The sequence below is a fragment of the Franconibacter daqui genome, assembly GCF_014644275.1.
In the GTDB taxonomy this organism is placed as follows: Bacteria; Pseudomonadota; Gammaproteobacteria; order Enterobacterales; family Enterobacteriaceae; genus Franconibacter; species Franconibacter pulveris.
Genome location: NZ_BMKJ01000002.1, coordinates 280,799 through 293,400, shown reverse-complemented (window position 1 = coordinate 293,400; position 12,602 = coordinate 280,799). Strand labels below are relative to the sequence as shown.

The following is a 12,602-nucleotide window of genomic DNA, read 5'->3' as shown; positions in this document are numbered from 1 at the left end:
CCTGCCAGAAAAAGCTTTTGCGCAAACGGACAGAGACTGATACCTCCACATTAGCTGGCACTTTCTCATTAAAGTTCAGCGGCTTCGGGCTGTAAAGTTATCCAGGAAAATGGAAATTGTACAAGCTTGCGACTACGTTTATGGACATAACCACAGCCATGCCTCAGTTCAGGAGCCGCGACGATGACAGGCACCCCCGACGAAGCCTTACGCCATGACTGCGAACTGCAGAGTATGCGCAAAACTATTGAAAACCGTCTGGATTCGCTGCTGCCGCAGACGGAAGAAAACGATCTGGTGACGCAAGCGATGCGCGACGCGACGCTTGCGCCAGGCAAACGCATCCGCCCTCTTCTGATGCTGCTGGCGGCGCGCGACTTAGGCTGCGCACCCGCCCATCCCGGCCTGCTCGACCTCGCCTGCGCCGTAGAGATGATCCACGCCGCCTCGCTGACGCTTGACGATATCCCCTGTATGGATAACGCCGCGATGCGCCGCGGTCGCCCGACCATCCACCGCAAATTTGGCGAGAACGTGGCAATCCTCGCCGCAGTCGCGCTGCTCAGCAAGGCGTTCGGCGTGGTCTCGTCGGCAGAAGGATTGTCAGACGCCGGACGCGCCCAGGCGGTGAGCGAACTTTCCGCAGCCGTCGGCACTCAGGGGCTGGTGAAAGGGCAGTATCAGGACCTGCGTGAAGGCTGTGAGCCGCGCAGCACCGAGGCGATTCACACCACTAACGATCTCAAAACCGGCGTGCTGTTCAGCGCCTCGTTGCAGTTAGCGGCCATCGCCGCCAACGCCTCCGTCGCGGCGCGCAACCGCCTTCGCAGCTTCGCGCTTGATTTCGGCCAGGCGTTTCAGTTGCTTGACGACCTTATCGACGGCCTCGCCACCACCGGTAAGGACATGAACAAAGATGCAGGGAAATCCACGCTGGTCTCCGTGCTTGGCAACGACCGCGTGCACCAGCGCCTGCGCGAACACCTGCGCCGCGCCGACGAGCATCTGGCGTTTGTTTGCAGCCATGGCGCGGCGACCCAGCAGTTTATGCACAGCTGGTTCAACCAGCAGCTGGCGGTTCACCCTGCCTTTATGACGGCTCCTCCGCTCTGCCAGCGGTAAACTATGCCGCTCAGTCATGATAATAACGACGTAACCCTACCGGAGCAGTCATGAAGGAAGAACTCATCCAACGCAAGAACGATCATCTGGATATCGTTCTTGACCCCTTGCGGGCGACCAACAAAGCGACTACCGGCCTGGAACGCTGGCGTTTTGAACACTGCGCCCTGCCGGAACTCGATCTCGACAGCGTTAACCTTGAAACCATGCTGTTTGGCAAAACGCTGAAGGCGCCGGTGCTGATTAGCTCCATGACCGGCGGCGCGCAGCGGGCGCAGCATATCAACCAGCATCTGGCCCAGGCGGCGCAAACGCTGGGGCTGGCGATGGGCGTCGGCTCGCAGCGCGTGGCGCTGGAAGCGCAGAACGATTTTGGCCTGACGGGCGAGCTGCGCCGCGTCGCGCCGGATATCCCGCTGCTGGCGAACCTCGGGGCAGCGCAAATCGCAGGCCCCGGCGGCGTGGCTTACGCGCGCCGGGCGGTGGAGATGATTGAAGCGGACGCGCTGATTATTCACCTCAACCCGCTTCAGGAAGCCCTGCAAAACGGCGGCGACCGCGACTGGCGCGGGGTGCTGGCGGCCATTCGCCAGACGGTCGACGCGCTTGGCGTGCCGGTGGTGGTGAAAGAGGTCGGCGCCGGGCTTTCGCTGCCGGTCGCCAAACAGCTGGTCGATGCGGGCGTCGCGATGCTGGACGTTGCGGGCGCAGGCGGCACCAGCTGGGCTGCGGTGGAGGGCGAACGCGCCGCCACCCCGCGCCAGCGGGCCATCGCCATGGCGTTTGCCGACTGGGGTATTCCCACTGCGCAGGCGCTGCGCGACCTGCACGACGCGCTGCCCGATACCCCGCTTATCGCCTCCGGCGGTATTACCAACGGCATCGAGGCCGCTAAGGCGCTGCGTCTCGGCGCCCATCTGGTGGGCCAGGCGGCGGCGGTGCTCGGCAGCGCCAACACTTCGGCGCAAGCCGTTATCGACCATTTCGAGGTGCTGATTGAACAGCTGCGGGTAACCTGCTTTTGTACCGGCAGCGCGGACCTGGTGGCGCTGCGCGCCGCGCCGCTGATTGCGGTATCGCGGGACGCATGAGCCATTACGCCGTTATCGCCCCGCCCTTTTACAGCCACGTGAAGGCGCTGGAGGCGCTGGCCGTCGCGCTTGTGGAGCGTGGCCATCGCATCACCTTTATTCATCAGAGCGAAGCGCGCCCCCTGCTGGGCGACCCGCGTCTCGCCTTTTACGCCGTGGGCGAACATACGCACGGCCCCGGCAGCCTGCCGCGATCGCTGCGCCTGCTGGCGCGCCCGAACGGCCTCTCGCTCTTTCGCCTTATCAACAACCTGGCGGGCATTACCGATATGCTCTGCCGGGAGCTGCCCGACGCGCTAAAAACGCTGGAGGTGGACGGACTGATTGTCGACCAGATGGAGCCGGCGGGCGCGCTGGCGGCGGAGGCCGCCGGGCTGCCGTTTGTCTCGGTCGCCTGCGCCCTGCCGGTAAATCGCGAGCCGGGGCTGCCGCTACCGGTAATGCCTTTTGATTATGCCGCCAGCGAGCGGGCGCGCCGCACCTATCAGGCGAGCGAACGCATCCACGACTGGATGATGCGCCGCCAGAATGCGGTGCTGGCGCGCCATGCCGAAGAGCTGGGCCTTGCGCCGCGGCGCGGGCTGCATGAGTGGCTTTCGCCCCGGGCGCAAATCAGCCAGACGCTGCCGTCGCTCGATTTTCCCCGACAGCGGTTGCCGGCCTGTTTTCACGCCGTTGGGCCGCTGCGCCCGCCCGCCGCGAGCGAACCGTCAGAGGCGCGCCGCGCCGCCGCGCCGCTAGTTTTCGCCTCGCTGGGTACGCTTCAGGGCCACCGTTTCGGGCTGTTTAAAAAGATAACCCGCGCCTGTCGGCGGCTTGGCGCAGAACTGGTGATAGCCCATTGCGGCGGGCTGACCGCCGCGCAGGAGGAGAAGCTGCGCGCGCTCGGCGCAAGCCAGGTGGTCGATTTCGCCGATCAGCCCGCCATCATTCGCGAAGCGCAGGCCGTTATCACCCACGGCGGCTTTAATACCGTGCTGGATGCGGTGACGGGCAATACGCCGATCCTCGCGCTGCCGATAGCCTTCGATCAACCCGGCGTGGCGGCGCGGGTCGTCTACAGCGGCATTGGCGAGCGCGTTTCCCGCTTCGCCACCCGCGACACGCTTGCCCGCCAGCTGCAAAAGGTGCTGACGGAGCCGCGCTACCGTCAGCGGCTCGCCGAGGTTCGCGAGGATCTGAAGCGCGCAGGCGGCGTGACGCTTGCCGCCACGCTTACCGAAGCGGCGCTGGGCGGTACGAAGGAGACGCTATGAAGCCACAATGGGATGTGATTCTGGTGGGCGCGGGACTGGCGAACGGGCTTATCGCCTGGCGTCTTCACCAGCGCCAGCCGCACCTTAAGGTCTTGCTTCTCGAAGCCGGGCCGCAGGCGGGCGGCAACCACACCTGGTCTTTCCACGAACAGGACCTCACGCCGGAGCAACTCGCCTGGATCTCGCCGCTGGTGGCGCACCGCTGGCAGGGTTACGACGTGCGCTTTCCTGACCGTGAGCGCACGCTGCCGGGCGGCTACCTGACTATCACTTCCGACCATTTCGCCCATCAGCTTCGCCAGAAGCTTCACGCGGCGCTGCGCTGCAACGTATCGGTTATTCGCGTGGCGCCCGACGAAGTGGCGCTGGATAACGGCGAGCGGCTCACCGCCCGCGCGGTTATCGACGGCCGCGGCCCGCTGCTGGATGACCATATCGCTTGCGGTTACCAGGCGTTTATCGGCCAGCAGTGGCGGCTCTCAGCCCCCCACGGCCTTGAGCACCCCATCCTGATGGACGCCACGGTCGACCAGCAGCAGGGTTATCGCTTCGTCTATACCCTGCCGCTTTCGCCTGACACGCTGTTGATTGAAGACACGTACTACACCGACCACCCGGAGATAAACCAGGCGCAGGCGCGGGCCAATATTCACGCCTATGCCGCCGCCCAGGGCTGGCGGCTGGAGAGCCTGCAACGGGAGGAGCGCGGCTGCCTGCCCATTACGCTTGCCGGCAACCCTCGCGCTTTCTGGCGCAGCAAAGCGGGCCAGCCCTGCAGTGGCCTGCGCGCCGGGCTGTTTCACGCCACGACGGGCTATTCATTGCCGCAGTCGGCGCAGCTTGCCGACCTGCTCGCCTGGCAAACCGATTTTTCGCACCCCTCGCTTTACGCGCTTATCGCCAGCCACGCGCAGAAGCAGTGGCGGCGGCAACGCTTCTTTCGCCTGCTTAACCGCATGCTGTTTCTCGCCGGGCGGCCTGAGCAACGCTGGCGGGTGATGGCGCGTTTTTATGGCCTGAGCGACGGGCTTATCGCCCGCTTCTACGCCGGGCGGCTCACGCCCGCCGATATGGCGCGACTTCTCAGCGGCAAACCGCCGGTGCCCGTCGGCGAGGCGATGCTGGCGATACTTAAACAACCGCTGCGGCAACGAGGACGATGAGGACGATAATGGAAAAGACAATTGTGATAGGCGCCGGTTTTGGCGGCCTGGCGTTAGCCATCCGGCTACAGGCAGCGGGCATCCCCACGCTGTTGCTGGAGCAGCGCGACAAGCCCGGCGGACGCGCCTACGTCTACGAAGACCAGGGATTTAAATTCGACGCCGGCCCGACGGTCATCACCGACCCGAGCGCGATAGAAGAGCTCTTCACGCTGGCGGGCAAAAAGATGGCCGATTATGTTGAGTTGCTGCCGGTCACGCCCTTTTATCGCCTCTGCTGGGAGTCGGGCAAGGTGCTGGATTACGACAACGACCAGCAGAAGCTTGAGGCGCAAATTACGCGCTTTAACCCAAAGGATGTGGAAGGTTACCGTCAGTTTCTCGCCTATTCGCAGGCGGTGTTTAAAGAGGGCTACCTGAAGCTTGGCACGGTGCCGTTTCTCTCGTTTCGCGACATGATGAAAGCGGGCCCGCAGCTGGCGCGGCTTCAGGCCTGGCGCAGCGTGTATGGCGTGGTATCGAAGTTTATCGAAGATGACTATTTACGCCAGGCGTTCTCGTTTCATTCGCTGCTGGTAGGCGGCAACCCCTTCGCTACCTCCTCTATCTACACGCTTATCCACGCGCTGGAGCGGGAATGGGGCGTCTGGTTCGCCCGCGGCGGCACCGGCGCGCTGGTGCAGGGGCTGGTGCGCCTGTTTGAAGATCTCGGCGGCGAGCTGGTGCTGAACGCGAAGGTAAAACGCATCGAGGCTGCCGGTTCGCGGGTGACTGGCGTGACGCTGGAGGATGGCCGCACCTTTCCGGCCTCAGCCGTCGCGTCTAACGCTGACGTTATCAATACCTACCAGAAGCTGCTCGGCCACCACCCCGCCGGGGCGCAGCGCGCCAACAAGCTTAAGCGCAAGCGAATGAGCAACTCGCTGTTCGTGCTCTATTTCGGCCTCAATAAACAGCATACCCAGCTTGCGCACCACACCGTCTGTTTCGGCCCGCGTTATAAGGCGCTGATTCATGAAATTTTTAACAGCGACCGGCTGGCCGATGATTTCTCGCTTTATCTGCACGCCCCTTGCGTAACTGACCCTTCTCTCGCGCCGCCCGGCTGCGGCAGCTATTACGTGCTGGCGCCGGTGCCGCACCTGGGCCGCGCCGACATCGACTGGGCGGTGGAAGGCCCGCGCCTGCGCGAGCGTATTTTCGATTACCTGGAGCAGCGCTACATGCCAGGCCTGCGCGACCAGCTGGTGACGCACCGCATCTTTACGCCGTTTGATTTTCGTGACCAGCTCGACGCCCATGTAGGCTCCGCCTTTTCCATCGAGCCGCTGCTGACCCAGAGCGCCTGGTTTCGCCCGCACAACCGCGACGCGCACTTCGCTAACCTTTACCTCGTTGGCGCAGGCACCCATCCAGGCGCTGGCGTGCCCGGCGTGATCGGCTCGGCGAAAGCCACGGCGGGGCTCATGCTGGAGGCGCTGGCGAAATGAATCAACCGCTGTTAAACCACGCCACCCAGACCATGGCGGCGGGCTCAAAAAGCTTTAACACGGCGGCGAAACTGTTCGACGCTGAAACCCGCCGCAGCGTGCTGATGCTCTATACCTGGTGCCGCCACTGCGATGACGTGATAGATGACCAGACGCTGGGGTTCGCCTCAGGCGCCGTCGCAGAGGCGAGCATTGAACAGCGCCTGGCGGAACTCCAGCGCCTGACCCGTCGCGCTTACCGGGGCGAGCGGATGAGCGACCCGGCCTTCGCCGCCTTTCAGGAGGTGGCGCTTGCCCACGCCATTCCCGAGCGGCAGGCGCTGGACCACATCGAAGGCTTCGCCATGGACGTGCGCGGCGAGCGTTACGAAACGATTGAAGACACGCTGCGCTACTGCTACCACGTGGCGGGCGTCGTGGGGCTGATGATGGCGCGGGTGATGGGCGTGCGCGACGAGGCGGCGCTGGACCAGGCCTGCGACCTGGGGCTGGCGTTCCAGCTTACCAACATTGCGCGCGATATTGTGGAGGACGCCCGGAACGGGCGCTGCTACCTGCCCGCCCGCTGGCTGCACGACGCGGGGCTGACGCAGCAGAATTTCGCCGCGCCGGAGAACCGGCAACGGCTTGCCTTGATTGCCCGCCGTCTGGTGGAAGAAGCGGAGCCTTATTACCGCTCGGCGAAAGCGGGCCTGGGCGCGCTGCCGCTGCGCTCGGCGTGGGCCATCGCCACCGCCCGCAGCGTGTACCGGGAAATTGGCGTGAACGTGGTAAAAGCGGGGCCGCGGGCCTGGGACCGGCGGCAGGGCACCAGCAAAGCCAGAAAACTCACTCTGCTGATTTCGGCGGCAGGTCTTGCGCTCGGCTCTCGCTCTGCGCGACAGGTTTCCCGTCCCGCCGGGCTCTGGCGGCGCCCGCTTTAGGTTTGCGTCCGTGACGGCGGCGCAGCTCCGCCTGCAACGCTTCCGGCTTCGCCGCGTAGAGAAAACCGAAGGAGACGCACCCCTCTTTGCCATTCACCGCATGGTGCAGCCGGTGCGCCTGGTAAAGCCGCTTAAGGTAGCCGCGGCGCGGAATGTAGTTAAACGGCCAGCGGCGGTGCACCAGCCCGTCGTGCACGAGGAAATAGAATAACCCGTAGAGCGTCATGCCTGCGCCAAGCCATTGCAGCGGCCACCAGCCCGCCGTTCCCAACGCGATCAGCACGATGGCGAGCAGCGCGAACACCACCGCGTAGAGATCGTTGACCTCAAACCAGCCGTGGCGCGGCTCGTGGTGCGAACGGTGCCAGCCCCATCCCCAGCCGTGCATGATGTATTTATGGGCAAGCGTCGCCACTATCTCCATCAGGCAAAATGTCGTGATGACGATAAGCGTATTCCACAGCACAAGCATACGTTCTCCCGTTCAGTGCGCCAGAGGCAGTCCCTGCATGGAGGGTAGTTCATCCCGCTAATTAAGCCACTTTTCCGCGCGGCTTCCTTAAGGCTACACTGGCGAAAACCCCTTACCGGAACGCATTATGGGCTTACTTTCCAGCCAGCACGGCGGCAACACCCGCGAGGCGGCGGCGCTTTACGGCGTTGATGAAGCGGAGCTGCTCGACTTCAGCGCCAATATCAACCCGCTCGGCATGCCCGGCTCGCTGCGACAGGCGATTGTCGATAACCTTGCGCTGGCGGAGCGCTACCCGGACGTGGAGTACCAGGCGCTGCATGCGCGGCTGGCGGCTCACCACCGCATTCCTCTCTCGTGGGTGCTGGCGGGCAACGGCGAGACGGAGCTGATATTCGCGCTCGCGGCATGGCTTGCGCCTCGCCGGGCGCTGCTGGTGACGCCCGGGTTTGCTGAATATCGCCGCGCCCTGCAAAAAGTGGGCTGCGATATTATCGATTATCCGCTGACGGAAGCGAACGGCTGGCAAATTGACGAAGCGTTTTTTGAAGCGCTGACGCCCGACCTCGACTGCCTGTTTCTCTGCACGCCCAATAACCCCACCGGCCTGTTGCCCGATGACGCGCTGATCAAGGCGATTGTGAAGCGTTGCGGTGAGCGCGGCATCACGCTGATTGTCGATGAAGCGTTTCTGGATTTCGTACCGCAGGCGCCGGGGCTTATCCCCGTGCTGGCGGAATGTCCTCACGTCTGGGTGCTGCGCTCGCTGACTAAGTTCTTCGCCATTCCCGGCCTGCGGCTCGGTTATCTGGCCTGCGCCGACGAGCAGGCGGTCGCCGCCCTTCGCGCCCGCCGCGAACCCTGGAGCATCAACGCTTTCGCCGCGCTGGCGGGCGAAGTGCTGTTTGCAGATAGCGAATACCTCGCCGCCACTTTTGCATGGCTCAACCGCGAGCGTCCCTGGCTTTATGCAGAACTGGCGAAGCTTGCAGGAATAACGGTCTGGCCGGGCGCGGCCAACTACCTCTTTTTACGCTGCGACGCGCCCGGGCTGGACTTACAGGCCGCGCTGCTGGCAAAGCGCATTTTAATCCGCAGCTGCGCCAACTACCCGGGGCTCGACGCCCGCTACTATCGCGTCGCCGTGAAATCCCGTGAGGCCAACGCGGCGCTGATTGCGGCGCTTAAGCAAGTGTTGGCAGGCTAACCCGGCAACACAATGTTGCTGCCGGCGAGCGTGCCCATGTTGTCGTATACCGCGCAGGCGGCGTCCACCAGGTGCATCGCCAGCGCCGCGCCGCTGCCTTCGCCAAGGCGCATATCCATATTGAGATAAGGCGTGAGCTTAAGCTCATCAAGCGCGATTTGCGCCCCTTTTTCCGCCGACAGATGGGAGGGAATTAAGTAGTCATGCAGCGCGGGCGCAATGCGGCAGGCGGCGAGCGCCGAGGCATACGAGAGAAAACCGTCCAGCACCACCGGCAGCCCGCACGAGGCCGCGCCGAGCATGACGCCCGCCATGCCGAGCAGGTCAAACCCACCCACTTTCGCCAACACCTCCACGCCGTCGCGCGCGTCCGGCTGGTTGACTGCAATCGCCCGGCGCACCACCTCGACTTTATGATGCAGCCTCTCCTGCGGGTAGTTAGCGCCAATGCCCACTACGGTCTCCGGGTCGCGGTTCGCCAGTACGCTGATGATAGCGGCGGCGGGCGTGGTGTTGCCCATGCCGAGCTCCCCCACGCCGAACAGCCGCACGCCCTGCGCCGCCAGTTCGCGAGCGTGGTTTGCGCTCGCCAGCAGCAACTGTTCCGCCACCTCACGCCGCATCGCCGGGCCGCGGGCAATATTGCCGGTGCCGCGCGCCACCTTAAGCGAGGCGATGCCCGCCAGCGGCTCGCAGTCGATGCCAATATCCACCACGTGCACTTTCGCGCCGACATTCGCTGCCAGTACGCAGACGCCAGTGTGGTTTTGCATCATGTTCAGCGCCTGAATGGCGGTGATCGCCTGCGGCGACACGGTTATCTGCTCTTCGTAAACGCCGTGGTCGGCGCACATCACCACAATCGCTTTTTGTGACACATCGGGACGCCCCCCAAAGCCTGGCATCGCCGCCAGCTGCACCGCCAAATCCTCAAGCCGCCCAAGGCTGCCGGTGGGCTTCAGCAGGCCGTCGATATGCCGCCGGGCGCGCAGGGCGGCCTCGTGGTCGGGAGCGGGAATGGCGTTAATCAGTGAATCGAGAGTTTGCATAAGTCTGCCCGTCGCGCCGGCTCACAGCAGCGCCAGTAAAAAGAAAAGTTCGCCCAGCTCAATGGCCGCGCCGAGGGTGTCGCCCGTCTGTCCGCCCAGCGTGCGGTTAAGCGCAAGACCGAGCAGATAAACAATGACAAGCGTCAGCGCAAAGGCGATAAGCCCGGGCCCCTGCAACAGCAGCGCGCAGAGCAGCACGCCGAGCGCAAGCGTAACCCCGCACTGCCTGCCCGTTATCTTGCCGATAAACAGATTGCCGAGCCCCTGCTCCCGGGCGTAGCGCTGGCGATACATCAGCAGCACGCAGGCGCTTCTGCCCGCCGCGCAGGCGCAGGCCAGCGCAGGCAGCATCGCGCCGCCGCGCAGCGCCAGTTCATTCACCACCAGCACTTTGCCGAGCAGCACGAAAATCAGCCCCAAGCCGCCATGCGTGCCGAGACGGCTGTCGCGCATGATCTCCAGCATCCGTTCGCGGTTGCGGGCGGAAAAGACGCCGTCGCAGGTATCCGCCAGCCCGTCGAGATGGAACCCGCCTGTGAGCAAAGCAAGCGCCAGCACGCTGAAGAGCGCCGCCAGCGGCGTGCCGCACAGGTGCTCCAGCATCAGGAACACCAGGCCGCCGATGGCGCCGAGCAGCAATCCCACCAGCGGAAAGAAAAAGACGCCGCGTACATACTGCTCCGCCTCCAGCCCCTGCGACCAGCGCACGGGCACCGGCAAACGACTCATAAAGGCGAGAGTGGCAAAAAATAGACGCATCATTTGATTTTGACTCCAATCCCGGAAACCACCAGCCAGACCTCGTGCGCCGCCTGCGCCAGCCGCTGGTTTACCCTGCCTGCAATATCACGGAAATGGCGCGCCAGCCGGTTTTCCGGCACGATGCCCATCCCCACCTCATTCGTCACCAGAATGACCGGCGCGGGACACCGCTCGCAGGCGTGAATAAGCGCCGTTATCTCACGCTCGATTTCCGCCTCAATGGCTGCGTAATCCCACGTTTCTTCTGCCGTATCGCCGACAAACGCGAACAACACGTTGCTGATAAGCGTGGTAATGCACTCCAGCAGCACCACTTCCTGCGGGTCGTTGCGCGGCGTGATGACGCGGTCCAGCTCGCGCCAGGCCTCCAGCGTGCGCCAGTGAGCCGGGCGGCTTTGCTGGTGATGGCGCACCCGCGCCGCCATCTCCTCATCCATCACCTGCGAGGTGGCGATGTAAAGCACCCGCTCGCCCGCCTGGGCGGCGAGCGTTTCGGCGTGGCGGCTTTTGCCGCTTCGCGCGCCGCCGGTAATCAGCTTCATCATTCTGGCTCCTGATGCTCGCGCATGATCTGATAAATTTTCGTGATATCAATATGCTCGCGCATGGCGCTCGCCAGCCGGTCGAACTGCTGCGACTTCCAGGCGGCGTAGTCCGGCGCGTCGCCGTCAAAAGGCGCAAGCCCTTTACGCCGCCGCAGGCCGTCAAGCAGGGCGCGGGTGAAAGCACCGCTATCGAAAAGGCCGTGCAGGTAGCTGCCCATCACCAGGCCGTCTGCGCTTACCGCGCCGTCGAGTTTGTCTTCTCCCAGCCGGGCGAAGGGCTGCGTCGTTTTACCGAGGGTGGTTTCGCCCATATGGATTTCGTAGCCCTGCAGCGCGAGGCCGCTGACGCAAGCCAACATCCCCGGCAGCGTCAGGCTCTCGCCATACACCCGCAGGGTGGTTTTTTCCTGGGCGAAACGGGTGGCGACATCCAGCAGCCCAAGCCCCTGCGCCGCGCCGAGGCCTGACTCCACCTCATCGATAATCTCCCCGCCCAACATCTGGTAGCCACCGCAGATGCCGATGACCGGCACACGCTTTTCATGTTGCGCGATCAGCGCGTCGGCAAGACCGCTTTCGCGCAGCCATTGCAGGTCGCCAAGGGTATTTTTGCTGCCGGGAAGGATGAGCAAATCCGCGCCCGCCAGGTCATGAGCGCGGGAGACATAGCGCACCCGCGCATCCGGCTGCGCCGCCAGCGCGTTGAAATCGGTAAAGTTGGCGATGTGCGGCAACTGCACGACGACAATATTCAGCTCGCGCTTGTCGCTATGCGCATATTTGCCGCGCTGGAGCGCCACGCCATCTTCATCTTCAAGGTCGATATCCAGCCAGGGCATCACGCCCACCACCGGCACGCCGGTCAATGCTTCGATTTGTTCGATTCCGGACGTTAATAACGCCACGTCGCCGCGAAACTTATTGATGATGACGCCTTTCACTCGCCAGCGCTCATGCTCCTGCAAGAGCGCCAGCGTGCCGTAGATGGCGGCGAACACGCCGCCGCGGTCGATATCCGCCACCAGCAGCACCGGGCAGCAGGCCATCTCCGCCATGCCCATATTGACGATATCCCGGTCGCGCAGGTTGATCTCCGCCGGGCTGCCCGCCCCTTCCAGCACTATCGCCTCATAGTCCGCCGCCAGCGACTGATAGACCTCGCGCACCCGGGCGCGCAGCTCGGTTTTAAAATGGTGATAGCTCACGGCGTCCATGTTTTTCGCCACTCGTCCCATCAGCACCACCTGCGCCTGGCGGTCGCTGGTGGGCTTGAGCAGCACCGGGTTCATACGCACGTCCGGCGCGATGTTCGCCGCTTCCGCCTGGAAAATCTGCGCGCGGCCCATCTCTTTGCCGTCCGGCGTGATGCCGGAATTGAGCGACATATTCTGCGCTTTAAAGGGCGCCACCTTCAGGCCGTCCTGGTAAAAAATCCGGCACAGCCCGGCGGCCAGCACGCTTTTGCCGACGTCTGAGGCGGTGCCCTGCAACATGATGGCGAGGCTCATCGCGCCTCCCGGGT

General features: G+C 64.0%; 12 protein-coding genes. 7 read left to right on the top strand and 5 right to left on the bottom strand.

Annotation, left to right across the window (positions count from 1 at the left end; translation table 11 throughout):
* Positions 1 to 183 precede the first annotated feature (183 nt).
* From IEX01_RS10695 to crtB, 6 genes are read left to right on the top strand one after another with little or no spacing between them, the layout of a single operon-like run.
* Complete coding sequence (locus tag IEX01_RS10695) at positions 184 to 1,122, top strand: polyprenyl synthetase family protein (protein WP_024558884.1); 939 nt, start codon at positions 184 to 186, stop codon at positions 1,120 to 1,122.
* 50 nt (positions 1,123 to 1,172) lie between these two features.
* A complete protein-coding gene (gene fni / locus IEX01_RS10690; RefSeq protein ID WP_188723819.1) occupies positions 1,173 to 2,213 on the top strand; it encodes a type 2 isopentenyl-diphosphate Delta-isomerase in 1,041 nt (346 codons plus the stop codon).
* Positions 2,210 to 3,469, top strand: a complete 1,260-nt coding sequence (locus IEX01_RS10685) for a glycosyltransferase (RefSeq protein WP_024559006.1) — start codon at positions 2,210 to 2,212, stop codon at positions 3,467 to 3,469. The genes fni and IEX01_RS10685 overlap by 4 nt, the downstream gene beginning before the upstream one ends.
* Positions 3,466 to 4,632, top strand: a complete 1,167-nt coding sequence (gene crtY, locus IEX01_RS10680) for a lycopene beta-cyclase CrtY (RefSeq protein ID WP_188723818.1) — start codon at positions 3,466 to 3,468, stop codon at positions 4,630 to 4,632. Before IEX01_RS10685 ends, crtY begins: the two co-directional genes overlap by 4 nt.
* 8 nt (positions 4,633 to 4,640) lie before the next feature.
* Complete coding sequence (locus tag IEX01_RS10675) at positions 4,641 to 6,122, top strand: phytoene desaturase (RefSeq protein ID WP_024559004.1); 1,482 nt, start codon at positions 4,641 to 4,643, stop codon at positions 6,120 to 6,122.
* Positions 6,119 to 7,045 carry a 15-cis-phytoene synthase CrtB gene (gene crtB, locus IEX01_RS10670; protein ID WP_024559003.1) on the top strand — a complete coding sequence of 309 codons (927 nt, stop codon included), beginning with the start codon at positions 6,119 to 6,121 and terminating at the stop codon, positions 7,043 to 7,045. Before IEX01_RS10675 ends, crtB begins: the two co-directional genes overlap by 4 nt.
* On the opposite strand, the gene IEX01_RS10665 is transcribed toward crtB, so the two are convergent.
* A complete protein-coding gene (locus IEX01_RS10665) occupies positions 6,951 to 7,517 on the bottom strand; it encodes a sterol desaturase family protein (protein WP_188723817.1) in 567 nt (188 codons plus the stop codon). The two genes, crtB and IEX01_RS10665, sit on opposite strands and share 95 nt — an antisense overlap.
* Positions 7,518 to 7,644: 127 nt before the next feature.
* Between IEX01_RS10665 and cobD the strand changes: the two genes are divergently transcribed.
* A complete protein-coding gene (cobD, locus tag IEX01_RS10660) occupies positions 7,645 to 8,724 on the top strand; it encodes a threonine-phosphate decarboxylase CobD (protein WP_188723816.1) in 1,080 nt (359 codons plus the stop codon).
* Here cobD and cobT read toward each other — a convergent pair.
* Genes cobT through IEX01_RS10640 form a run of 4 tightly spaced genes read right to left on the bottom strand, consistent with a single transcriptional unit; the run spans position 8,721 to position 12,588 of the window.
* Positions 8,721 to 9,773 (bottom strand): nicotinate-nucleotide--dimethylbenzimidazole phosphoribosyltransferase, encoded by a 1,053-nt coding sequence (cobT, locus tag IEX01_RS10655; RefSeq protein ID WP_024560752.1) that lies wholly within the window; start codon positions 9,771 to 9,773, stop codon positions 8,721 to 8,723. The genes cobD and cobT overlap by 4 nt on opposite strands.
* Positions 9,774 to 9,794: 21 nt before the next feature.
* Complete coding sequence (cobS, locus tag IEX01_RS10650) at positions 9,795 to 10,535, bottom strand: adenosylcobinamide-GDP ribazoletransferase (protein WP_024558999.1); 741 nt, start codon at positions 10,533 to 10,535, stop codon at positions 9,795 to 9,797.
* Positions 10,532 to 11,080: a bifunctional adenosylcobinamide kinase/adenosylcobinamide-phosphate guanylyltransferase gene (gene cobU, locus IEX01_RS10645; RefSeq protein ID WP_188723815.1), complete on the bottom strand. Its 549-nt coding sequence runs from the start codon at positions 11,078 to 11,080 to the stop codon at positions 10,532 to 10,534. The genes cobS and cobU overlap by 4 nt, the downstream gene beginning before the upstream one ends.
* Positions 11,077 to 12,588 carry a cobyric acid synthase gene (locus tag IEX01_RS10640; RefSeq protein WP_188723814.1) on the bottom strand — a complete coding sequence of 504 codons (1,512 nt, stop codon included), beginning with the start codon at positions 12,586 to 12,588 and terminating at the stop codon, positions 11,077 to 11,079. The genes cobU and IEX01_RS10640 overlap by 4 nt, the downstream gene beginning before the upstream one ends.
* Between the last annotated feature and the right edge of the window lie 14 nt (positions 12,589 to 12,602).